Genomic DNA, 20,888 nt, shown 5'->3' with positions numbered 1-20,888 from the left:
AGTAGATGAGCAGAACTAATCAACCCCTATCATCTGTAATGGGTTCGTATCGGATCTCATACCGGAATGGCAAAGCCGTCTTTAATTTGCGTAAAAAAAACGCTTAACCCCAACATTCAGGGTTAAGCGTTTAACGGCGGCAATCCGGCACCCGCACATCTTTTCCAACTCACTCATTCCGGCTTATTGCTTAGAGCTTGGCGCAAGTGCTATTTGCTCCATTAAGCTTCTCTTCCATTAACCCTGTAAAATCGCTTTGTTTTTATCAAAGAAACGGGCATTATGAGAAGAGACACCAGCCATATCGGAAGCTGCCGGTTCCAAGTAGAGCTTCGCACTGTTAACAGCCAGCACCGCATCATTAAAGGCGCCTGCAATGAGACGGACTTTACTGCCATACGTAATAAAGTCGCCGGCTCCGAATATCCCCGGCATGCTTGTACGCATTCGCGGATCCACAGACACCCCGTAGTCTTCCCGGTCCAATTGCCAATTTACCAGGCCGCCAAAATCACGGTCAAATCCGTGGCTCACAATTACTTCATCCACTTCAATCCGCTGAATCAAACCCGTCTCCGAGTGTGCGAGCTCGACGCTCTCAAGCCGGTCCCCTGCACCGTACAAGCGGGAGATGTAATATGGAGTCATCACTTCAGCCGATGCTTTCATTTCGGCAACAGGCAGTTCATGTGCGGTAAATTGATCACGCCGATGCACAACAATGACTTCTTTTGCCCGGCCGACAATTTCATTTGCCCAGTCCACAGCGGAGTCCCCACCGCCAGAGATCAGAACCCGCTTGTTGTTGAATCTCGACAAATCAGTCACCGTATAGTGAAGATTCGTCACTTCATAACGATTGGCACCTTCAATATCCAGCTTCTGAACCTGCGTCATGCCCCGGCCGGCACATAATAATATGGTACGGGTATAATGGCGTTCGCCCGTTTTGGATATTAATACAAACACTTTATCTTCGCCCTGTTCCATATGGGCAATTTCCTGGCCGAGTACAATGGTGGGGTCAAATGTCTTAGCTTGCCGCTCGAGGGCATCGATCAAATGCTCGCAACGAATCGGGTCTACCCCGCCCACATCCCACACCAGCTTCTCCGGGTAGGTACGCATGAATCCACCCAATTCCTGCTTGGCATCAATCAGTTTGGTCCGCATCGCTCTCATGCCGCTATAGAATGCTGCATACATGCCCGCCGGGCCGCCGCCAACGATCGTAATATCATAAATATCCGCTGTATGCATATCTACGGCACCAACTTTTCTACAATATAGTCAATGAGCATGCCTGTACCAATTGGGCCTTTAGCCTGAATATAATCATTTGTACGCAATGGGAATACATGATTATTTTTAACAGCCTCCATGTTTTTCCACAATGAATTATGCTCCAGCAGCTCCAGGGATTCGGAACTGTCATTGTCTTCGAGACTGCGCTGTTCCACGAAAATATAATCAGCATTGATATCCGGTAAAATTTCTAACGAAAATTGTGTAAACCAGTCAGTCGCATCCTTGATGACTTCCGGACTTTTAAGCCCGAGTGTCTCATAGAAGAACCTGCTTACATCGTCATCCGCTTTTGGTCCCAGGTAGCGGTACCGTGTAGGTTCCACCCGCAGAACGAGGACGGTTTTGTCACCGATCGCTTGATGAATTTTTTCCTTTGCCTGCTCCGCCTTCTGATCAAACTCAGCTAAAATTTTCTCCGCCTCTGCCTGCTTATCAAACATCAAGGCCATTTCTCTCATCGCACCATGCATGCCGCTACTGGCATTCAGAGCAACTGTAGGCGCAATTTTGGACATCTCTTCATATATTTTCGTTTCCAGGCCTTTTCCTGCAATAATAATGAGATCTGGAGACAAGCTTAGTATTTGTTCATAGTTGTATTGATATTGTTTCATTTTGTGCATCTCAACATCGTGCTCTTCCAGGTAAGGTGCGCGGTAATCGGGTTCAATCTCCGGAATGACTAAAGAAAATTGCGGTGTAACCCCCAACTCAATCAAATACTCTGCATAGCTCGAACTCGCCGCCAATATTCTTTTCGGCTTTGCCGGAATCGTTACTTCTCCGAAAACATCCTGTACGACTTTTGTTTCCTTGTTTTCTTGCACTTCCGCAGAAGACTTTTCGTTGTTGGCTGGTTCTTCTAATGAATTGGAACATGCCGCCAAGGCCACCAGCAACAGAACGGCCCCAATCAGCATAATCAATCGTTTAGACATGTTGTACGCTCTCTCCCTCGTTGATAATAATTATCACTATCAAAGATTATCAAATAAGAAGATTTCATTCCATAGCAGATCGTGCCTATTAAAGTGGATTATTGTGCGCGGTCCTGCCCGCTGCCCATGAGACAGCTTACAATTTGATCGATAATCAATTTCTGCCCGGCAACTCCGCAGCCGTCTACCCAAAGTCTCGTATCTATTTCATAAACCCGGTTGTTATTGACCGCTTTTAATTTCTTCCATTGGCTGCTATCCTTTAATTTCTCCATATTTTCTTCTGAGCTGAAATTCTCCATGACACGTTTCTCCACAAATAAATATTCCGGGTCAGCGATGCTTAGGAGCTCGATTGAACAGGGGTTGAACCATGCCTCCCCTGACTTCAACGGCTCTGGCAGTAGTAGCCCAAGCTGTTGATACAGCAATTGAGATACGCCGCTTGATGCCCCGCCCAAATAGCGGTATCCAAAAGGCTCAACCCGCAGCACCATGACAGAAGCTTGGGATTGAATGAGCGGTTGCAACTGCTTCTTTGCCGTGCTCACTTGTTTTTGCATCTGCAGCTGATGTTTTGCCGCTTCTTCTCCCCGATCAAATAATTCAGCCAAGTGCCTAAGAAGAAGATTCAAATCAACTGTGAGGCCTGTTATTATGGGCGCAATCGGGCGCAGCTTCTTTTTCATATCCTCTGTAACAAAATGTCCGATAATAAGCTCCGGCTGTGCCTGCTGAATAAGTTCGATATTGAATGTATATTGCGGCACTTTCAGCAGCTTCACCTGATGCTCCTCAAACAGCTGCCGCAGATGCTGAGGCAGCAGTAATGGGGTCACCATGACAGCATGCGGCACAATGCCCAATTGTATTAAAACTTCAGCACTGAGCAGAGAAATAGCAACTATTTTCCGTTGGTGCAAGGTTGGAGCATAATTTCTCGGGGACACGCCTGTAAAATGTTTGAACCGGCGGCTAAAATAATGGGCATCCTCAAAGCCGGCTTTTTTGGCAATTTCCTGATACCTTGCTGACGTTAACAATAATTGTTCTTGTGCGCGATAAATTCTGTAGCTTGCCAAATAGTCAGTGGGGCTTTTGCCATATTGCTCATTAAATTTGCGGGAATAGTGCCATTGGCTTATGCCTGCAATTTGAGCCAGTTGCTCGCGCGTGATGACCTCATCATAATGTTCTTCCATATACGCTATGGAGAGCATAATGCCCTTTTCTGTCGTCTGCGGTTCACCCGGCGGTTTTTCATATAACTGCTTTAAAAAGCCGTACAGAAGATGCTGATTGCCAACCAGCATTTCGTTGTTATTATTGGAACCCTCTGAACTCAATCGGTCACTAATCCCCGTTAGAAAACCGCCTGTTACCCGCATCTTTTGAAAGGTATCCCCTGCGGGCACTTGCCATTCAAATTGGGTTAATTCCCTTGTCTCTTTGAAAAAGGAATACGTATGAAATTGGATTTTCCAGCCTGCCAGATCCAGGCTGCCGCCCTCCAATACCTTGATCACGGAGTTCTCTTCAATTGCAATTAACTCACCAAATGCAACCTGCACGGTATGCCCATTAATATTCCAAATTGCCTGCCCGTCTGTAATTAGAATAATTGCGTGGCTTGGCAAGCAAAGGACTTCGCCTGCTGTCATCCATCTATCAGTTAACGGCATGGCTGATTCCCACCCGGCAATCCATCGGCGGCCATCCGGTTGTTGTTCGATCCCCTTCAACTTGCCACTCCCCCTTAAATCTAAAAAAACAAAACTCTGCCCGGGATGCGAGTGACAAGCTGCCACTGCAACACAGATAAGGTGTCTTTATGATAGACCAACGACCCGCTTCAGATCAACTGGCAACGATGAATCTGCAAGATCAATGTAAATCGCAAATCCAAGCGGTGCCCAGTCTTCATTCATCGTAAAGCTGCATGCTATCATGTAAGAAGAAGTACACTGCTTCAAACAAATAAACAGAAGCCTGCTGTCACGCATGTATGACAACAGGCTTCTGTTTATTGAACTGTAACAATATTAAGCTATCTGGCTATCTCGAAGTCAAATCCGCTTAAAAGGGGCAATTTCCTACAGACTACCATACGAATATTGCTGCCAAGTTCACGATAGAGAAGCTGAACACCGCATAATCATTAGCACGCAGCCGGTACATCCGGATTGGCGTCCGTCCCTCATCGCCCTGGTAGCAGCGTGATTCCATTGCTACGGCTAGGTCCTTGGCCCGGATAATCGACATCACGAACAGTGGCATCAGCATCGGCAATACACCGCGGAATCTCGTTGATACGCCCTTGCGGTGGAAGCCGCCTCCCCGGGCAAGCTGAGCTTTGCGGATTTTATCAAATTCCTCAATCAGAATTGGGAGAAAGCGCAGTGCAATCGAGAACATCATGACCGCTTCATGAACAGGCAGCCGCCATTTTTTGAGCGGCTTCAGCAGCATCTCCAGCCCTTCCGCCAGCACAATCGGCGAGGTCGTCCGCACCAGCAGTGCCAGCAGCAGCACAATGCCCGCAATCTGTTCACACATCATGATGCCTCTGACCGCACCCTGTGAAGAAAAGCTGATCCAGCCCCAAGTAATCATGTCTTCCCCAGGAACGGCAGTGAGCACAGACTGGTAGATCATTGTAGAGGCAAAGAAGATGGACAATGACAGCAAAGTGAACGCCAGCACCCGCCAGGACAACTTGGCCATCCCCCATAATACGATTAAAAGCAGCAGTTGGGCAGTCTTGAGTCCCAAACTATGCGTCAGCAGAAGCGCAGCCCCGAACAACAGGACAGCTACGATTTTCATCCGCGGATCCCAGCGCTCCAGCCAGGAGTCGCGTTTTTGATATAATAAAAAGCTTGTTCCGGCCATAACCATTCCCTCATTTACATTAAACTGTTATGCGCTGCCTATTTAGCAGCCGGATAATGGCCTCCGAGGCCTCGCCCGGTGCCAGAGCCTTTTGCCCGCCAGTCTCAATCATTCCCAGCTCCTGAAGAAGACGGGAGACGACCAGCGCTGGCGGCTCTTCCCAGCCGAATGCTTCCAGCAAGACCGGATCAGACAGCAGGCTGTGCGGATGTCCGTCTGCCAGGAATGTGCCTTCCTTCAGCGCAATCAGACGGGTCGCATGCTCCAATATTTCCTCCAGTTGGTGGCTCACCCACATGACGGTTATTCCCTGCTCCCTGTTCATCGCATGAAGCAGGTCAAATAGTGCCGTCCGCGATTGCAGGTCCAGCCCTGCCGTAGGCTCATCCAGAATTAATACTTCCGGTTCCAGTACAACTACACCTGCAATGGCTACGCGGCGCTTCTCGCCGCCACTCAGCTCGAAAGGGCTGCAGTCCTTAAATGCTTCATAATCCAGCTGCACCGCCGCCATCGCCTGCCGTACCCGGGCTTCCTTCTCTTCATCCGCAAGTCCGGCACTCTGCAGTCCGAAGGCGATATCGTCAAACACTGTGGTTGAGAACAATTGATGCTCCGGATACTGAAAAATAAACCCGACCTTGTCAAACAGCTCAGGCCTGCGGGCCTGATGAGGGTTGACGCCATCCAGCAGGACCGTTCCTTCAGACGGAGCAAGAAACCCCTTCAGAAGCTGAAGAAAAGTCGACTTTCCTGAGCCGGACTTGCCGGCTATGGCCAACATCTCGCCGCTTTCGATTGTCAAGTCGAGCTGCTTCAGCACATAGGGTCCGGCAGGCGGTTTGTTCCGGCTTCGTTTGCCATAGGTGAAGGATACGCGATCTAGCTTGATTTGCATAACAGCTCCCTCAATTCGTGTTCATTTATTGCAGCGGGAACCGCGATGCCACTCTCCCGCAGCAGCCCTGCAAGCGTCTGGTAGTAAGGCAGCTCCAGCCCGCAATCCTGCAAAAGCCGGACATCTTCCATAAGATCAGCTGGCGTGCCTGAAGTGACAACTCTGCCGGATTGAAACAGTATCCAGCGGTCGGCATCCGTTACCTCTTCCAAATGATGCGTAATATAAATCAATGTAAATGAATACTGCTTCCGCACCTCATGCAGAGTCGCTACAAACTGCCGTCTGGCAACAGGATCAAGCATGGAGGTTGCTTCATCGAGAATGAGATAGCGCGGAGCAAGAGCGAGCACAGCAGCGAGGGCCAGCTTCTGCTTCTCGCCCCCGGAGAGGTTCGTCACTGGACGGTCTTCATCCGCATCCAGGCCGACAAGATTAATTGCCCAAGCTACCCGATTCGCAATATCACGCTGTGGCCAGCCGATGTTGGACAAGCCAAAGGCGATATCCTCGCCGACTGTAATTCCAACCTGCTGGTTCTCCGGGTTCTGGAAGACGATCTGTACAGCCCGTCTCACAGTCGGCAGCGCGGCTTTGTCTGATGTCACATGCCCTTCGACACTGACAGTTCCCTCTGTCGGCAGCTCGATGCCATTGAGCAGTCTGGATAGCGAGGACTTGCCCGAGCCGTTGCGGCCGAGGAAGGCGACGAACTCTCCGGGGGAAATATTCAGCGATACATGAGATAATGCCGGCTTGTGGCCGGCATCCTCTTCATCATCTTGTGACGCATTATAATAGAAGGTTGTGTTTCGGATATCGATCATGACGGATGCTCCTCCTTGCTGCCTGAAGCATCGGCATCAGCATTGGTATCAGTATCCGCGAGAGCATCATTCCCGGCCTGCTTCATACCTGCTTTTGGTCCTATCGGACCAAATACGCTGCCCGGAGAATTCGGGTCAAAGATGCCGTCCTCCGTATTTGGAATTTGCCAGAAGAAATCAATCTCAACGCCCCATTCGGCTGCAAGCTCCAGAAAGTCCCGCATATATACGCCTTTTCCCGGGTCACAGGACGGACTGCCCGAGATGCCGAGTCCGCCTGCAATCGTATAGCCATGATCCTGGTACGTCTTCAACTGCTCAACGACCGGCTGCAAAATTTTACGGTTATGGGCACGGAACTCCGGTGTATCATACTCCTCTACCGTCATCGGAGGCCGCTCAGGGCCGAGAAATGTAAATTCAGGGCAAGGCAATTGGAACATTCCGTACCCCTGCTCATAGGTCCAGTCGATTGCCGCTTTCATGACGCCTGGACTGCGAGCTTCTCCGCCTACGACTGCATTCTGGTTAATGACACAGTGCGAGGCGACAATAATCGTTTTACTACGCTGCACGGGAATCTCTTTTCTTCGCCGAAGGGCGTTTAATCAAGGATTGCGGCAGATTTTTTACAACATAATAGACAAGCAGAGCAGATAATATTTTATCGATCAAATTCTCGCCAAGACGGGGCAGGAAAGCTGCTGCGAACAAGCTCATGCCTGCCTGCTTCAGCCACAGCACCGCTACGTCCTGCACATTGCCGGTCAAACCGCCGAACAATCCGATGGCAATAACGGAACCAACCGCAGGGCATAGTATACCTAGCAGAATACCCGAAATTAAGGCCGAAGAAAAACGAAAACCATTTTTACGAACCATATAGCCGACAACAAGACCTACAATCACATTAACAAGTGCGAATGGAATAGCTGTGTAGCCGGAGGTAACGCCGAGGACGAGATTGGTTAACAATCCCACAAGCGCGCCCCAGAACGGTCCGAACACCGTTGCAATAAATATCGTGCCTACCGTATCGAGGAAAAGAAAAGGAATTTTCAAATTGCTGACTACAGTACCCGCGATTACATTAATGGCAATCGCCAGCGCACCGAGTGTAAGAACCAAGGTTCTCTGATTCATGTTTGTACCTCCTAAGGGGATTCATAATTTTTTTATAAGGACTAAAACAAGCTGACTATAAAAAAATGAACCCTACTCCCCCTTTGTACATAACGAACTGCCCCAAATGTGTATCTTACTTTGCCAGGCGGCAGCTACAGACGAATCATAAAACCAAGTTAATTAATTGGATTAATTGAATATAATTTAACGCGGTTTTTGTCAAATGTCAATGGCATTATTTTGAAAATGGGCATGTATATTTCTCAATAAAAAGGAAAGCAAAAAGCATCGCCTTCAAGAATAAATCCTTGAAGCCGACGCCCCTAATTAATGGACATTCAACTGTAATTATACACAAGCTTACGCTTCGACTTCTTAAACAGCTCATCGATGTAGCCATCAATTTCTTTCCGGTCTTCTATTGTCCCCTCAGAAATAAGCGTATCCGAATATTTACTGTATACAATTGCCTCAAAATAGCTCTGCCTTGCCTCATCACTTTGCCAAAACTCCGTATCCGAAAGTCCGGTAATGCGGATTCTGTTCTCGAATACTGCCTTGAGAAGCCGTTCTTCTTCATTGTCCGGATTATAGTTGGCAAACATATCTCTTTGGCCCGCGATAAATTCATCGATTTCGTCATCCGAAACCGTTACTCCCCGTTCAATGCCTTGCTGGACAAACAGGAGCTTTTTCACCATGCGATCCAGAAGCTCACGATCATCAGGGGCGCCAATCGGCTCTTCCCGCAAGCTGTCCGTTAAATGAACATTGAATTTGTAGAACAGAAACGCTTTTTTGTCAATGGAAATTCCATTGCCCTGCACTAGAGGCGCAGATTTCGGCGATTGACGCTCCATTTCATCCAGACCGGCTTTCAGCTTATCAAACCCATTCCGAATTCTTAAATACGGATCAATTTCCGTTAATTCAGGAATCTCGATCACCGCAGCTTCCTTTTTCTCCGGCAGGGAAATATTCAGCACCAGCAGGCCCAGAAACAAAACCATCATAACAATTCCAATAATAACCAGAACTTTCTTGTTCAATTCCGAGCCCTCCTTAACTTGAGTAAGGAGAAGGCGAAGAAGTAACAATCTCTTGCTGCATGATAAACTCTAAATCCTGCCCTTGAACCGGCCCGGGAGCCGGTTCAAGGGCAGGCTTGCCTTCACTCTCACTTCGGTGTATACAACCCTGAGCGCAGTTCAAACCATTTGAAAAGATGCATCGCCATAACCTTCAATACCGCGTAGCCCGGTACGGCTAAAATAATGCCGAAAATACCGAACAGCTTGCCCGCTGTCAAAATGACAAAAATGATGGTGATCGGGTGGATCCGAAGGCTTTTCCCCATAATTTGCGGCGAAATAAATTTACCTTCGATTAATTGTACGACTGTCCATACGGCGATCATCTTGATCAGCATGACCGGCGAAGTAACAATAGCGACAATCAAGGCTGGTGTAATCGCGATAGCCGGCCCGAGATAAGGGACAACTGCCGTACAAGCCGCAATAATTGCCAGCACCAGCGAGTACTCCAGACCAATAATGAGATAGCCCAAGTACAGCAGACAGCCGATACAGAAGCTAACAATAATCTGGCCGCGGATATAGGAGCTGATCTGATGGTTCATTTCCGTCATAATTTGAAGGCTGGAGCCGCGCAAGGAGTTCGGCAAAAAACGTAAAATGTAGCGCGGCAGCTTCTTGCCGTCTCTCAGCAAATAAAATAAAACGAACGGAACGGTTACAATCGCCAGCACAATCTCGGTCAGCTTGCCCAAAAATGCGCCGATAGTCGCCCAGGCATTATGGATAATAGCTGACGTCTGCTCCGCAGCACGCTGAACAATGTCGTTTGGATTAATCTTCATCCACTGCTGGAGCTGGTTCATCACCGAACTGTCGACCAGATTGTCAAAGATGTGCTGCAACTGCTGGCCATAGACCGGAAAATTGTTAACCAGACTCATCACCTGATTACCAATCAGCGGAATCACTGTCTTCAGCAGGAAGGTCACAATCAAAATAATAAGCACATAGAGGAAAACAATGGAATATGTACGTTTAACTTTTTTTCTCTCCAAAAAATCAACCAGCGGATTCGTCAGATAATACACGACACCGGTAAGCACAATCGGGAGCATCACGGTCTGCAGCAGCACTACAAAGGGGGCAAATACGAAGGAAATTTTGGTAAAAATAAAAATATTCAATCCGATTAACAACAACACCAATAAAAATAACACAAACCGGTTGTTCACTATAAACTGGCGAAAACGCTCTGTGCCTGTTCGAAATCCATCCATCTCCTGATAGCCTCCGCTTCTGCATTTCCTGGGTAATGACTTGTCTATATTACTATAATGTATACACTTATACGGGACATTTATAACAAGGTTTCGTATTTTGTGAACCTGAGGCTGATTTTACGTAGTTAACAATTGAATCAACGGTAGTCCCTGACGCTCATTTTACGCTATAATACAGGGATGAGCATCCGCGGCTGTCAGTCACGGACAATGCAAAACTAAACGATTAAAAGGAGCCTTATTTCTTATGCAGCATCAGCTTCCTTCTGATTATATCACTCAAATGCAAAAAATGCTGGGCGAGCAGGCGGAGCCCTTCCTGGGCAGTTTCCCGCTCCCTCGTGCAGCCGGGCTGCGGATTCATTCCCTGAAAGCTTCTCAGGAGGAGGCGGCGGGCGCTGCCATCAGCGCCCATCAGCTATTCGGCCTGACACCCGTTCCCTGGTGCAGCCAAGGTTATTACTATAATGAAGAAACCAGGCCGGGCAAGCATCCCTACCATGCAGCCGGACTCTACTATATTCAAGAGCCTTCGGCGATGTCGGCAGTTGAGCTGATGAACCCTCAGCCCGGCGAAACAATCCTTGATTTGGCGGCAGCTCCCGGCGGCAAGACGACACAAATTGCTGCGAAGATGCAAGGCCAAGGCCTGCTCATTGCCAATGAGATTCATCCTGCCAGAGCGAAAATATTAAGTGAAAACGTGGAACGCCTGGGCATCCGCAATGCCGTCGTGACCCAAGCCGGACCGGACGAGCTGTCCGCACGATTCCAGAGCTTCTTTGACCGCATTCTGCTGGATGCGCCCTGCTCCGGTGAAGGCATGTTCCGCAAGGACCCGGATGCCATTTCACAGTGGTCGCTGGCGCATACCGAGCTGTGCGCAACCAGGCAAGCTGACATCCTGGAGCACGCCGCCATTATGCTGAAGCCAGGCGGTACACTAACTTACTCCACCTGTACCTTCAACCGGATCGAGAACGAAGAATGCATGGAGCGCTTCCTCCAGCTCCACCCTGAATTTACGCTAGAGCATACGGAACGTCTATGGCCTCATGAAGTAAAGGGTGAGGGGCATTTTGTAGCGGTGTTGCATAAGCAAAGCAGCGGCTCCGATTCATCCGGTGAATCTGCCGCATCACAGCGTTCCGGCAAGCGCCGGAAGGCGAGCGGCAAGAGTTCATCCGCCGGACTGGCGGATATGGAGCTGTTCCAGGCGTTTTGCACGCAGACGCTGCCTCGATTTGAACTTGGAAGCGGTGAGCCGCTGCGCTTCGGCGAAGCGTTGTACTGGCTCCCGATCCCGCGGGAAGGCGGATTTGGTGCTGCTTCATTAGACGGCCTGCGTATTATGCGTCCAGGCCTGCACCTTGGGCAAATTCGCAAAGGACGGTTCGAGCCGGCTCATGCATTGGCGATGTCCGCCCCTGCGCCAAAGGCTGTATGGATGCAAAGCTATTCACCGGAAGCTGACGAGATCAAGGCGTATCTGCACGGGGAGACAATTGCCGCGCATGACGGCTCTGCCGGATGGGGACTTGTAGCTGTAGACGGCCTCCCGCTGGGCTGGGGGAAAGCCAGCGGCGGACAGGTGAAAAATCATCTGCCCAAAGGTTTGCGCTGGCTGTAAACGCTCCTTACTCCATTCCTGCATCTGCCCAATTGTTTCCCGTACGGGACAAATGTCCAAACGAAAAGCCTTCAGGGTCATATGATATCGTATACCGGATGCCAAGAGACGAAGCACAATATTGCAGGCGCAGACGGCTTCTGTCAAGCATGAACCGATGGCTGGACTGAGCTGGCAGCAGTCCGGTTCCTTGACCCCCTTCACGGGTGGCCTCTTGTTCGCCGAAATATGGGCTTCGAACAAGTAACCTTAAATGTTCTACTAGCTTGAAAAAGCGGCACCGGAATACTATGCAGGGAGGAATTAGAATGAGTGGTTTAGGTGCAGGTTTTACTTCTACTGGTGCGATTCTCGTACTGTTCATCCTGCTTGTTATCATCACCCGCAGCTTCTTGTACTAGTAGACTCTCGCAGCTCATGTAAGCCTATGAGTGTAACCGGCTGCCAATGTCTTTGACAGGGAGCAGATACGTTGCGCGGGGAAATATAAGAATATTCGGATACGAGCTGTATGCATTCTTATATTTTTAAAAATATAAGCAGTGTGCCCGCCGCGTGCGGGTACACTGCTTATATTGCGTGTTCGGGATAGCTATTATAAATAGGTCTGCAAAGCGTGACGTACGCCTTCCTCATTGTTGGACAAGGTGACGGCATCCGCCTCGGCTTTCACTCTATCCGGCGAATTGTCCATCGCAATGCCAAGTCCTGCCGCTTGCAGCATGCCGATATCATTATAGTAATTGCCAATCGCCATAATCCGGCTTCGCTCAATCCCCCGCATGCGAGCCAATTCCTCAAGCGCTCTGCCTTTATGAACATCCTTTTGCATCACATCAATAAAGTAATCGCCGCTGCGGATAAACTGCATGCCGCCTGACCAGCGCTCCCAGTGGCTCTCCACCGTATCTATAACCTCGCCTGTACCGAACAGACACATCTTAACAAGTCCTTCCGGATAGACAGTGCCCTGCTCAAGCAAAATCGGCGAAGCTCCATATTGGCTGTACATCGTATCGGCAGCCTCATTATACCTTTCAATATAAAGGTCAAAGGCTGTATTCAGATCAAAATGAACGCCTTGCTCCCGGCAGTAATTGAGACAAAGAGCAACCTCGTCCAGTCCGAAACTGAACTGGCTGACAACCTTGCGGCTGGCCGAATCGACGGTTGCACCGCCATTATGCGTAATGATAGTACCGCTCAGTCCCATCTGCTCCAAAATCGGGATTGTAATTGCGGGACCTCTGCCAGTGCAGAGCACAATCTCTGCACCCCGGGCAGCTGCCTGCTGCAGAACCTCAATCGTACCTTTGGTGAGCACATGATCATCTGTAAGCAGTGTCCCGTCCACATCCAGTGCAATGATGTCATAATTCATTCAATTGCCCTCCTTTTGCGGGGATCTGCTTGCTCCCCCGGTGCGCGCGCAGCGCTGCAAGCTCGTCAACGGTCAGCTCGCGGTACTCACCGAGTGCCAGCGATTCATCGAGCAGCAGCGGTCCCATCGCCACCCGTCGCAGCTTCAATACCTTTTTCCCGACAGCCTCAAACATCCGCTTTACCTGATGAAATTTGCCTTCCTGTATCGTCAGGCTGATAAAGGAATGGACCTCATCCCCGCCGGCTTCCTTCACATTATGAATGACCAGCTCAGCCGGCATAGTCATATAGCCGTCATCCAGCTCTACACCGCTCGCGAATTGAGTCCGGTCCTCTTCATTGACAGCGCCGCGCACGAGCGCCTCATAGGTTTTGTTCACATGCTTGCGCGGCGACAGCAGCTCATGGGCAAGCTGGCCGTCATTAGTCAGCAGCAGCAGCCCTTCCGTATCCTTGTCCAGCCTGCCGACAGGGAACGGCTGAAGCAGCTTATCCTCCTCCTTCAGCAGATCAATAACGGTCTGATCCCTCGTATCCTCTGTAGCCGAAATCACACCCTGCGGCTTATTCAGCAGCAAGTAAATTTCGCTCTTGTAGACGACTGGCGTCCCTTCAAATTCAACCTTATGCCGGGCAGGATCGACCTGAAGCCCGCTATCTTTGGCCACAGTGCCGTCAATTGTTACTTTGCCCTGCTTGACTGCCTTCTTGATCTCACTGCGCGTGCCAAAACCCATATTCCCAAGCAGCTTGTCCAGCCGCATCAATTGCTTTGCCATATTTATGTCCACCTCCATCCGGCAGACAGCTCATTTTTGAGCATGCTGCCATCCCATTTGCCCCAACCGACAGGGAAGCCGTCTGTACAGATGAGTACATAGCCCTTTTGCAGCTGCCCCGCTGCCGGAGCCGTACTGCTGCTGTTATGAGCGTTGGGCTGTTCAGCTCCGACCTGTAATGTCTCGCCTTTCAAATAGCGTATTACCTCCTGGTTCTCCGAGGGCAGGTTCATCATCTGCACAGCTTCCTCTGATTTTAGCCCCATCGCCAACGCTTGGGAAGGCTCAAATCTGTGCTTGCCCGCTTCACCCAAATACCAGCCCGCTCGAACAACCTGCAAACCATCCAAGGGCGGCAACCCGTCCGGCTGCAGATAGACCCGGCTCCCGTAGCTTACAAGCCTCCCCGGCCATAGCTCCGCTCCATGCAAGGAAGCAACTGCAAACTCCCTCCAGCTTTGTTCCGGACTCACAACTGCTAAAGCCGACTGCTTATGCGTGCCTTTACCATAGGACGCTGTACCCTTCCCCATAGTCCCCCGGCCGGACTGCTGATCCGCTTTGTGTCTGCTTCTGGAATTTGCTTCACGGCCAGCCTTCTTCAACCCCTTCTCTTTCTTCCTCTGGCCGTTATCTCCCTGTGACCGGATCAGCAGCGGCTTGTCTTTCAGGTAACGGTCTGCCGCGTCTTCACCGTCTGCTTCTGCTTTCCCGGCTGCATGGGCTGAAGGCCGCTTCTCCAGCACTGCGGCATAATGCCCCTCGCCTTGCACATGATGCGGCCAAAGCCGTACCGTCCCCGCTACCTGCGCGGCTGCATCACGCCCTGCTGCATGGGCTGAATCTGCTGCTGCTGTCCAATCCGGACGCCCCGCCGTCCAGCCATGGTGCAGCGGCACTTCAATTACGGATAGCTCGGGATGATCAAGCAGCAGAGATGCGATCTGCTCTTCATTTTCCTCCGGCGAGAATGTACAGGTGGAGTAGACAAGCCGCCCGCCAGGAGCGAGCATCCGCATAGCATGGCGCAGGATATCATGCTGCATAAGAGAGCAGCGTTCCACGGAGTGACGCTCCCACTGGCGGATCATCGATTCGTCCTTGCGGAACATTCCTTCCCCGGAGCAAGGAGCATCTACGAGAATACGGTCGAAGAAACCTTCAAATACCTCGGCCAACGCAGCAGGCTCCTCATTGAGCACCACCGCATTGCGCACACCGGCCAGCTCGATATTTTTAGCCAGCGCCTTCGTCCGCTCTCTGGCATTGTCATTGGCTACAAGCAAGCCCTCCCCGCCAAGCTTTCCAGCCAGCTGGGTTGACTTGCCTCCAGGAGCCGCACACAAATCAAGCACACGGTCCCCGGGACGAACATCCAGCAGTTCCGCTGGTACCATCGCACTTGGCTCCTGTATATAATACAAGCCTGCATGATAGTGGGGATGCTTGCCCGGACGACTGCTTTCATCATAATAAAAGCCTTCTTCCGACCACGGGATCGGCTCAAGCCGCCCCTCTCTGTTGGCGATCGCCAGATAGTCCACAGGTGTTATTTTCAACCGGTTCACTCTCAGCCCGTACCAGCGCTGCGCGTCATAGGAAGCCATGAAAGCTTCAAACTCGCCGCCCAGTCTCTCCTTCATTTTGTCTCTGAATAAAACCGGAAGCTCTATACCCATTCTTGTAAAATCTCCTTGCCGCAAAATTGTCATGGATTCGCTTTAAATCGTTTTTCATAGTAAAATAAGATCAGCTATAATTACTTTTAGTAAGCAGCACAGAACCGAAAAATGTACTGCCGCTTCACCCTTTAAGGGCTTGTCAATCAAGCGCTGGCGGATTTCGCCAGGCATGGACAGCCACGCTGTCACGGCGGAGGCAGCGCCTGTTCCATGCAGCCCTCTTGATCAGGCTATGAAGTTAGAAGCAGGGGACATTCTCTGCATCCACGCTGCAAAATTTTTCATTAAAAAGGGGAGATGAAATCGTATATGAAAAAAATGTCTATTTATCTGATTATTGTTGTTGCGTTATTCGGTTTGATCTTTGTTCTGAACCAGTCTGACAAGAACGCGCTATATGGCAAGCCTTCCTCGCAGCTTAACCCGGCCACCAAAGCCCTGCTGAATGATCCTAATTATCAAAATATTATACTCCCTGATGAACTAAATACAAGAGTAAAAAGCGCAGAAGGGTCCTTTATTTATTTCTTCGCTTCCGATTGCATCCACTGCCGCAACACCACTCCGGTATTGATGCCGATTGTCAAAGATCTGGGAATCGACCTGCCGCAGTTCAACCTGCGCGAATTTCAGGAATACTTCAATAAATACGACATCGAATTCACACCTACACTCGCCTATTACAAGGACGGCAAGTTGGTCGAGAAGCTTGAAGGCGGTGTCAGCGAAGGCGGAGGACCAGGTTACTCGAAGGATGATTTTATCAGCTTCTTCAAGAGACATAGCGGCAAGGAGGGATAATGCATGGCGCAAAAACCTGACGCTGTAAAGCTCCATTGGCTGGACAAGTCACTGGCTGGCTTCGTCTTCCTGGCTTTGCTTGCCATCATTGTTACCGGATGTGCTTCCTCCGGAAGCGAAGGGCAGTCCGGTACAAATGAACATGCCAATCATGTTTCCGCGGTTGAATCGGAGCAGCTCGAGAAGACAGCCTCACTGGCCGCGCTGCCGGGCTTCCTCTCCAATCATACGAAGCGTACCAGCCAGTTGTATAAGGACGTCGCCGAATTCCGGGATGTTATTGACGAGCTGAATTGCTATTGCGGCTGTATGACTTACGAGCCGGCCCACGATTCCCTGCTTCGCTGCTTCATTGCCAGCGTTGACGAGAAGGAAGTCGCCTGGTCCGACCACAGCACCTCGTGCGGCATCTGCAAGATGGAAGCAGAAGATGCTGTCGCCATGGCCAAGGAAGGCAAAAGCACAGCCGAAATCAAGAAAGCCATTGACGACAAATACAAACCGAAAAATATTTAATGCAGTAAACAGCCGCCGAATTCAAAGAAGAAGTCTAATGCTGCTGCCGTCCGGGACGGCAGCAGCATTGTTGTTTACAGAGGGTTAATCACCCTTGCCTTGCATCGATAGACGTTCTGTTTTGCAATCATGCAAATCCCCGAAGCCTGGAGCGCAGGCTTCGGGGATTTTTAATTTCATATAGAGAGCATGTGCAATTTCCGGGCATCAGGATTGCGAATTGCCCTTGGCACGGGAAATTGCCAGCTTGATGTCCTCGGACAGCTCCTTCAGCTCCCAGGCATCTTCGTTCTCCCACAATTCATTGAAGCGCAATTGAAACTGGGCCGCCTCACGCACTCTGTAGTAAAAATACAAATCCTGAATGCCTGTGAGCACCTGGGATACCAGGTTGGATTTCTCCTCGAAGCCGCGCTGGGCGTTCAAAATTTCCTGACGAATGCTTGACATTTCATTGTCCAGAACAAAGGCAGCTTCCGACGCTTTTTTCAGGCGAAGCCGGACTTCATCAGGAAGACTCTCTTTATATTTATAATTAAGCGAATGCTCAATGGTTGCCCAAAAGTTCATCGCAAGCGTGCGAATTTGGATCTCGGCCAGTACTTTCTTTAAGCCAAGCGCCGTCTGTACCGGATACTCAACGATCATATGAAAGCTGCGGTAGCCGCTATCTTTAAAATTGGTGATATAATCCTTTTCGTTAACCAGAGCCAAATCCTTGCGATTGCGGATGAAATCGGCAACACGGTGGATATCATCCACAAACTGGCACATAATGCGAATCCCGGCAATATCCTCAATCCCGGACTCCAGCTGGTCCATCGGCACACTGAGCCGTTTGGCCTTCTCCAGGATGCTGGAAATTCTCTTGACACGACCCGTAACGAATTCGATCGGAGCATAGGATTCGCGAACCTTCAATTCGCCCCGCATCGTTTTGAATTTGACCTTTAATTCCTCGACAGCCTGCTCATATGGAAGCAAAAAGTGATTCCAATCTCTTCCATCCATGATGCTTTCGCCCCCAACCCTGTTATCTGTGGTCTGCTCCAATCGCTTCCGTAATATGACTTAAGCCGTCACGTTCAAGAAGCTGAAGCAGCCCATGATTAATTTCTTTCAGCAAATTCGGCCCTTCGTAGATCATCCCGCTATAAATTTCCACCAGGCTGGCGCCAGCCCGGATTTTCTCATATGCATCCTGTGCGGTGAAGATGCCTCCCGAGCCGATAATCGGCAGCTTGCCGCCTGTCATGCGGTATACACTGCGAATGACCTCTGTTGAGCGCTCTCTCACCGGCACACCGCTCAGCCCTCCCGTCTCCTTCGAGTTAGGATGGCTAAGCCCTGCTCTTGAGATTGTTGTATTGGTGGCAATAATACCGGCGGCGCCGCTGCCTTGAATCGTATGTACTGTATATTCCAGCTGCTCCTCGGTCATATCCGGGGCAATCTTCACCAGGAATGGCTTGACAGGTGCTGAAGCCGAAGTTTTCCCAGCTTGTGCCTGCATTTCCTCGGAGACAGCAGCCAGCAGTGTTTTCAGCTCATCTCCGTGCTGAAGTGCACGCAAATCCGGTGTATTCGGCGAACTGATGTTAACCACAAAAAAATCGCCATAGGCGTATAAACTGCGAATGCATTTCTGATAATCCTCATGCGCCGCTTCATTGGGCGTCACTTTATTTTTACCGATGTTGACTGCCAGCGGAATCTGGCGGGACGGCAGACGCTTCAGACGTTCAGCCATCGCTTCCACACCTTCATTATTAAAGCCCATCCGGTTAATGAGCGCCTGATCGGGCGGCAACCGGAACATACGGGGCTTCTCATTTCCCTCTTGCCCCTTGGGCGTAACCGTACCGACTTCGATAAACGCAAGGCCAATATTGGAAAACCCCTCCACGGCATGGGCATTTTTGTCGAGGCCCGCTGCAAGCCCGACCGGATGTGCAAACGTAAGACCAAACAGCTCACTCTTAAGCTTCTCTGACTCCTTGACTCCCCATATGGAACGCAATAGCGGTTTGACCCCCGGAATTTTCGATGCGGTACTCATACCATTAATAATAAGATGATGTGCATTTTCCGGGTCCATCCGAAATAAAAAAGGTTTTGCTATCTTTCTGTACAACAAGCTGTTCACTCCGTTCTTTCTATATATGCCTCTTATGTTTCAGTTTATCTTTTTCTGCCTAAAAAGAAAAGTGCCAGCTTGTTTGAAATGGCCCAAATTTCCCGGCCAGAGATGTTGCGGCAAGGTCAGAAAACGATTACAATTAGGGTATTCTTAATATCGGCTATAGAAAGGTTGATTATTTATGAGTGCACCGCGCAAGCGTACTCCCGTATTGCCTCAGAAGCCTAAAGAGGAAGTCAACAAAAAAGCGCTGATCTGGATCGGAGCCAGTTTTGTTGTCGTTGTCATTGCTGTATCCCTGCTGCTTATTTTGTCATAATCTCACTTTTATTATAATGAAGACCGCTCCCGGCAAAGGGAAGCGGTCTTTTCCGTTTACTCATTTATAAGATCCAGCAGCCGTTTTATTGCATCACTTTCTTTTTCCTTCAGTTTTGTAAGGCGGGTCAGAAGACCGTCAAACAGAACGTTACTGTTATTCATATTATATTTAAGCCCAAGGTTTCTAATAACCAGAGCCTCGGTTTCAATTTCGGCATAGTCATTTGCCGCTGCTTTGTAGTGGCGCAATTTGCCCTCCGCTCCCAAATAATTAACCAGATAGGTCATGGCTACCTTATGATCCCATAATAAGTGCAGCGATCTAATATTTGCGCTGGAATGATCCTGCAGATTCTTTTTCAATATATCAAACACGGAAATACCCCATGCATCCGTATCTTTACCCGGTTCTTCGACCATTTTATATCGGCTTGAAGTTTTATAGGAAGTCAAATAATCATTCAGCATCAATGAAATATGTTGCATATCTAGAGTAAAAGCTTCGTTGGGATTATACTTTAACAACTGAATATGATTAAAATATTCATCCTCACAATGCGAACTGTTAACTGCTTGAAGAACCTCTTCAAAAGAAGCTTCTGTAAACTCATAACTGCCATTGAAGAAATCGGCAATCATAAACCTTTTCCTTTTGGAATCATAACCATAAATCAACATGTCATGGGGGTGATGATACTGATTTGCATTTTTATAAGCCGGAATATAATAAGTATCTACACTTAGATAGATATATTGATCATCATCCAAAAAGTCCATGAATACCTCCGCCATATCCTCCCCCATTCGCTGAACATATTTCTTGTTAAGCGTCTGGTTAGACAACAGCGGGTAATGCTTCCGGAATAACGGATAATAAAATTGTACGTACAGCTCAGGATTATCCCAGCCAACAAGCTGTATATGATTCTGCACAAACCAAGGCCAATATTTATCTTCATAGTGCCCAAGTATGGCGTTCATATTTGCTATTGCAGGGAGAGAAGTAATTACCGGCTTTCTCATTGTTAGCACTTTCAAGTTAATTCCCCCTATTTATATAAAATAATCCATTTTATATACTAACAACAATTTCTTCAGAAATCTATATAATCATTAGTCTTATTAAAGATAATTTTTTGAAAATATTTTAAAAAGATACATCAATAAAATGAGAAAGACCCGTAGAAGGACACTGTTTCAAAGTTCCATCTTTCGGGTCTCAGCTTAGATTCAAAGCGATAACTAATTTAATTCAATTATTATACTAAGAATGGGCCAAAGCAGCCTCATCAGAATCTTATCAAACATTAATTTTTATACAGTTCGCAACA

The 20,888-nt window shown here is 49.1% G+C and carries 21 protein-coding genes; 5 read left to right on the top strand and 16 right to left on the bottom strand.

The features are described from left to right. Positions 1-237: 237 nt before the first annotated feature. From H583_RS0123030 to H583_RS0122985, 10 genes are all read right to left on the bottom strand, one after another. Positions 238-1,260: an NAD(P)/FAD-dependent oxidoreductase gene (locus H583_RS0123030; RefSeq protein ID WP_028562536.1), complete on the bottom strand. Its 1,023-nt coding sequence runs from the start codon at positions 1,258-1,260 to the stop codon at positions 238-240. A gap of 2 nt (positions 1,261-1,262) precedes the next feature. After that, positions 1,263-2,246 (bottom strand): ABC transporter substrate-binding protein, encoded by a 984-nt coding sequence (locus tag H583_RS0123025; RefSeq protein WP_028562535.1) that lies wholly within the window; start codon positions 2,244-2,246, stop codon positions 1,263-1,265. A 98-nt stretch (positions 2,247-2,344) separates the two neighbouring features. Then, positions 2,345-3,988: a helix-turn-helix domain-containing protein gene (locus H583_RS0123020; protein ID WP_245585974.1), complete on the bottom strand. Its 1,644-nt coding sequence runs from the start codon at positions 3,986-3,988 to the stop codon at positions 2,345-2,347. A 358-nt stretch (positions 3,989-4,346) separates the two neighbouring features. Further along, positions 4,347-5,138, bottom strand: coding sequence for an energy-coupling factor transporter transmembrane component T family protein (locus H583_RS0123015; protein WP_028562533.1), 792 nt, complete (start codon positions 5,136-5,138; stop codon positions 4,347-4,349). Positions 5,139-5,157: 19 nt separating this feature from the next. After that, positions 5,158-6,036, bottom strand: a complete 879-nt coding sequence (locus H583_RS0123010; protein ID WP_028562532.1) for an ATP-binding cassette domain-containing protein — start codon at positions 6,034-6,036, stop codon at positions 5,158-5,160. Next, positions 6,021-6,863, bottom strand: coding sequence for an ATP-binding cassette domain-containing protein (locus H583_RS0123005; RefSeq protein ID WP_028562531.1), 843 nt, complete (start codon positions 6,861-6,863; stop codon positions 6,021-6,023). The genes H583_RS0123010 and H583_RS0123005 overlap by 16 nt, the downstream gene beginning before the upstream one ends. Further along, a complete protein-coding gene (locus H583_RS33975) occupies positions 6,860-7,438 on the bottom strand; it encodes a CD3072 family TudS-related putative desulfidase (RefSeq protein WP_036710523.1) in 579 nt (192 codons plus the stop codon). Before H583_RS33975 ends, H583_RS0123005 begins: the two co-directional genes overlap by 4 nt. After that, positions 7,428-8,006 (bottom strand): CD3073 family putative ECF transporter S component, encoded by a 579-nt coding sequence (locus tag H583_RS0122995; protein ID WP_028562530.1) that lies wholly within the window; start codon positions 8,004-8,006, stop codon positions 7,428-7,430. Before H583_RS0122995 ends, H583_RS33975 begins: the two co-directional genes overlap by 11 nt. A gap of 320 nt (positions 8,007-8,326) precedes the next feature. Beyond that, positions 8,327-9,037: a hypothetical protein gene (locus H583_RS0122990; RefSeq protein ID WP_028562529.1), complete on the bottom strand. Its 711-nt coding sequence runs from the start codon at positions 9,035-9,037 to the stop codon at positions 8,327-8,329. A 128-nt stretch (positions 9,038-9,165) separates the two neighbouring features. Beyond that, complete coding sequence (locus tag H583_RS0122985) at positions 9,166-10,302, bottom strand: AI-2E family transporter (protein WP_028562528.1); 1,137 nt, start codon at positions 10,300-10,302, stop codon at positions 9,166-9,168. A gap of 250 nt (positions 10,303-10,552) precedes the next feature. On the opposite strand from H583_RS0122985, the gene H583_RS0122980 reads away from it, so the two are divergent. Together H583_RS0122980 and H583_RS36260 are read left to right on the top strand one after the other, a co-directional pair. After that, positions 10,553-11,935 (top strand): RsmB/NOP family class I SAM-dependent RNA methyltransferase, encoded by a 1,383-nt coding sequence (locus tag H583_RS0122980; protein ID WP_028562527.1) that lies wholly within the window; start codon positions 10,553-10,555, stop codon positions 11,933-11,935. A gap of 308 nt (positions 11,936-12,243) precedes the next feature. Beyond that, positions 12,244-12,336 (top strand): sporulation protein YjcZ, encoded by a 93-nt coding sequence (locus tag H583_RS36260; RefSeq protein WP_154665963.1) that lies wholly within the window; start codon positions 12,244-12,246, stop codon positions 12,334-12,336. A 194-nt stretch (positions 12,337-12,530) separates the two neighbouring features. Here H583_RS36260 and H583_RS0122970 read toward each other — a convergent pair whose 3' ends face one another. From H583_RS0122970 to H583_RS0122960, 3 genes are read right to left on the bottom strand one after another with little or no spacing between them, the layout of a single operon-like run. Further along, positions 12,531-13,316 carry a Cof-type HAD-IIB family hydrolase gene (locus H583_RS0122970; protein ID WP_028562526.1) on the bottom strand — a complete coding sequence of 262 codons (786 nt, stop codon included), beginning with the start codon at positions 13,314-13,316 and terminating at the stop codon, positions 12,531-12,533. Continuing rightward, positions 13,306-14,097 (bottom strand): pseudouridine synthase, encoded by a 792-nt coding sequence (locus tag H583_RS0122965; protein ID WP_028562525.1) that lies wholly within the window; start codon positions 14,095-14,097, stop codon positions 13,306-13,308. The genes H583_RS0122970 and H583_RS0122965 overlap by 11 nt, the downstream gene beginning before the upstream one ends. A gap of 2 nt (positions 14,098-14,099) precedes the next feature. After that, a complete protein-coding gene (locus H583_RS0122960; RefSeq protein WP_028562524.1) occupies positions 14,100-15,776 on the bottom strand; it encodes an RsmB/NOP family class I SAM-dependent RNA methyltransferase in 1,677 nt (558 codons plus the stop codon). Between the two features lie 312 nt (positions 15,777-16,088). Here H583_RS0122960 and H583_RS0122955 point away from each other — a divergent pair, with 312 nt between their 5' ends. After that, positions 16,089-16,580, top strand: coding sequence for a thioredoxin family protein (locus H583_RS0122955; protein ID WP_028562523.1), 492 nt, complete (start codon positions 16,089-16,091; stop codon positions 16,578-16,580). Between the two features lie 3 nt (positions 16,581-16,583). Further along, complete coding sequence (locus H583_RS33970) at positions 16,584-17,096, top strand: PCYCGC motif-containing (lipo)protein (protein ID WP_051236861.1); 513 nt, start codon at positions 16,584-16,586, stop codon at positions 17,094-17,096. A gap of 207 nt (positions 17,097-17,303) precedes the next feature. Here the strand turns inward: H583_RS33970 and yjbM are convergent, their stop codons facing one another. Both yjbM and H583_RS0122940 read right to left on the bottom strand, forming a co-directional pair. Further along, complete coding sequence (yjbM, locus tag H583_RS0122945; protein ID WP_028562522.1) at positions 17,304-18,107, bottom strand: GTP diphosphokinase; 804 nt, start codon at positions 18,105-18,107, stop codon at positions 17,304-17,306. Between the two features lie 22 nt (positions 18,108-18,129). Next, a complete protein-coding gene (locus H583_RS0122940) occupies positions 18,130-19,233 on the bottom strand; it encodes a quinone-dependent dihydroorotate dehydrogenase (protein WP_028562521.1) in 1,104 nt (367 codons plus the stop codon). 184 nt (positions 19,234-19,417) lie between these two features. Here H583_RS0122940 and H583_RS37260 point away from each other — a divergent pair, with 184 nt between their 5' ends. After that, positions 19,418-19,555: a hypothetical protein gene (locus H583_RS37260; RefSeq protein WP_169456511.1), complete on the top strand. Its 138-nt coding sequence runs from the start codon at positions 19,418-19,420 to the stop codon at positions 19,553-19,555. Positions 19,556-19,611: 56 nt separating this feature from the next. Here H583_RS37260 and H583_RS0122930 read toward each other — a convergent pair whose 3' ends face one another. Then, entirely contained in the window at positions 19,612-20,595 is a 984-nt protein-coding gene (locus tag H583_RS0122930) for a cysteine peptidase family C39 domain-containing protein (protein ID WP_028562520.1), read from the bottom strand. Positions 20,596-20,888 lie beyond the last annotated feature (293 nt).

This window comes from Paenibacillus pinihumi DSM 23905 = JCM 16419 (assembly GCF_000422505.1).
Lineage (GTDB): Bacteria > Bacillota > Bacilli > Paenibacillales > Paenibacillaceae > Paenibacillus_D > Paenibacillus_D pinihumi.
Note: the sequence above shows the minus strand (reverse complement) of the source record. Positions and strands in the feature narration are given on the sequence as shown.

Bases quoted from the DNA above. Each gene is read 5' to 3' on its own strand.
- H583_RS0123025 (WP_028562535.1), bottom strand. From the start codon at position 2,246: ATGTCTAAACGATTGATTATGCTGATTGGGGCCGTTCTGTTGCTGGTG.
- H583_RS0123030 (WP_028562536.1), bottom strand. From the start codon at position 1,260: ATGCATACAGCGGATATTTATGATATTACGATCGTTGGCGGCGGCCCG.
- H583_RS0122955 (WP_028562523.1), top strand. From the start codon at position 16,089: ATGAAAAAAATGTCTATTTATCTGATTATTGTTGTTGCGTTATTCGGT.
- H583_RS36260 (WP_154665963.1), top strand. From the start codon at position 12,244: ATGAGTGGTTTAGGTGCAGGTTTTACTTCTACTGGTGCGATTCTCGTA.
- H583_RS0123005 (WP_028562531.1), bottom strand. From the start codon at position 6,863: ATGATCGATATCCGAAACACAACCTTCTATTATAATGCGTCACAAGAT.
- H583_RS0122985 (WP_028562528.1), bottom strand. From the start codon at position 10,302: ATGGATGGATTTCGAACAGGCACAGAGCGTTTTCGCCAGTTTATAGTG.
- H583_RS0122965 (WP_028562525.1), bottom strand. From the start codon at position 14,097: ATGGCAAAGCAATTGATGCGGCTGGACAAGCTGCTTGGGAATATGGGT.
- H583_RS37260 (WP_169456511.1), top strand. From the start codon at position 19,418: ATGAGTGCACCGCGCAAGCGTACTCCCGTATTGCCTCAGAAGCCTAAA.
- H583_RS0122980 (WP_028562527.1), top strand. From the start codon at position 10,553: ATGCAGCATCAGCTTCCTTCTGATTATATCACTCAAATGCAAAAAATG.
- H583_RS0123015 (WP_028562533.1), bottom strand. From the start codon at position 5,138: ATGGCCGGAACAAGCTTTTTATTATATCAAAAACGCGACTCCTGGCTG.
- H583_RS0122995 (WP_028562530.1), bottom strand. From the start codon at position 8,006: ATGAATCAGAGAACCTTGGTTCTTACACTCGGTGCGCTGGCGATTGCC.
- H583_RS0122960 (WP_028562524.1), bottom strand. From the start codon at position 15,776: ATGGGTATAGAGCTTCCGGTTTTATTCAGAGACAAAATGAAGGAGAGA.
- H583_RS33970 (WP_051236861.1), top strand. From the start codon at position 16,584: ATGGCGCAAAAACCTGACGCTGTAAAGCTCCATTGGCTGGACAAGTCA.
- H583_RS0123010 (WP_028562532.1), bottom strand. From the start codon at position 6,036: ATGCAAATCAAGCTAGATCGCGTATCCTTCACCTATGGCAAACGAAGC.
- H583_RS0122970 (WP_028562526.1), bottom strand. From the start codon at position 13,316: ATGAATTATGACATCATTGCACTGGATGTGGACGGGACACTGCTTACA.
- yjbM (WP_028562522.1), bottom strand. From the start codon at position 18,107: ATGGATGGAAGAGATTGGAATCACTTTTTGCTTCCATATGAGCAGGCT.